Origin of the sequence: Streptomyces sp. NPDC002130 (genome assembly GCF_040296465.1) — a bacterium.
Taxonomy (GTDB): domain Bacteria; phylum Actinomycetota; class Actinomycetes; order Streptomycetales; family Streptomycetaceae; genus Streptomyces.
On record NZ_JBEOXI010001173.1, the window covers coordinates 1 to 1,100 of the forward strand.

Below are 1,100 nucleotides of genomic sequence, written 5' to 3' on the forward strand. Positions count from 1 at the left end.
TGTCCCTCCGCCCGCGCAAGGCTCCCGCCCTCCGCCGTACCACACTCGTCACACGCGTCATGCGCTGCGAGTATCCGCCTTACCGGCGGTTTCAGTCGAGCTCGACGGGGTACTCGTGCTCAGCAAGATCGTACTTACGTGAGATGGGTCGGAAGATCTGCGCCGCGACCTGATGTGCCTGGTTCGCTGATGCTTTGAGCTTCTTGGGAAGTTCGAGGTTGATCATCGTGGTTCTCCTGGAAGTTCAGCGGCGTCAGATGAGGACGATGCCCTCGGCAACGCCGATGGCACGGAGGTCGCGGTACCAGCGCTCGACCGGGTGTTCCTTGGTGAACCCGTGTCCACCGAGGAGTTGCACACCGTCGAGGCCGATCTGCATGCCCTTCTCGGAAGCCAGCTTCCGGGCCAGAGCGGATTCGCGAGCGAAGGACAAGCCCTGCTCGGCGCGGGAAGCGCCGCGAAGCGTGACCAGACGCAGTCCGTCGAGTTCGATGCCGATGTTCGCGACCATGAAGGCCACGGCCTGGCGGTGGCTGATCGGCTCGCCGAACGCTTCGCGCTCGTTGACGTACGGAATCACGTAGTCGAGAACTGCCTGGCTGGTTCCGACGGCCATGGACGCCCAACCGAGGCGGGCCAGTCGAATCGCGTCGGCATACTCGGCCTTGCGCTGATCGGCATCACCGTCGCCGAGCAGTGCGGACTCCGACACGGCGACGTCGGTGAGGATCAGGCGACCCAGGCCGGCGGCGCGCAGACCCATGCTGGGATCTGCTTCGACGACGAGTCCCTTGGTGTCGGATTCGACGATGAAGAAGGACGGCTTGCCGTCGAGTTCTGCGGCGATGACGAAGAGTTCGGACGTAGCCGCGGCGGGCACCAAGCTCTTGACGCCGTTGAGCTTGTAGCCGCTGGGGGAGCGCACTGCCTTGGTCTGCAGGGCAAACGGATCGAACAGTGCGCGTGGTTCGTTGACCACCACTGCTGCGCCGGGGACCTGCTCGCCGGTGAAGGCCGGAAGGTAGGTCTTCTGCTGCGCGTCGGTGCCCCACTGCGTCAGTGCTACTGCAACGCCGCTGGGGGCGAGGATCGGACGTGCA

2 protein-coding genes are annotated in these 1,100 nt (G+C 64.8%); both read right to left on the bottom strand.

What is annotated here, in order from left to right:
- Positions 1-91: 91 nt before the first annotated feature.
- Positions 92-226 (bottom strand): hypothetical protein, encoded by a 135-nt coding sequence (locus ABT116_RS49380; protein WP_351648197.1) that lies wholly within the window; start codon positions 224-226, stop codon positions 92-94.
- A gap of 27 nt (positions 227-253) precedes the next feature.
- The coding region (locus tag ABT116_RS49385) for an acyl-CoA dehydrogenase family protein (protein WP_351648199.1) at positions 254-1,100 on the bottom strand (847 nt) is incomplete at its 5' end.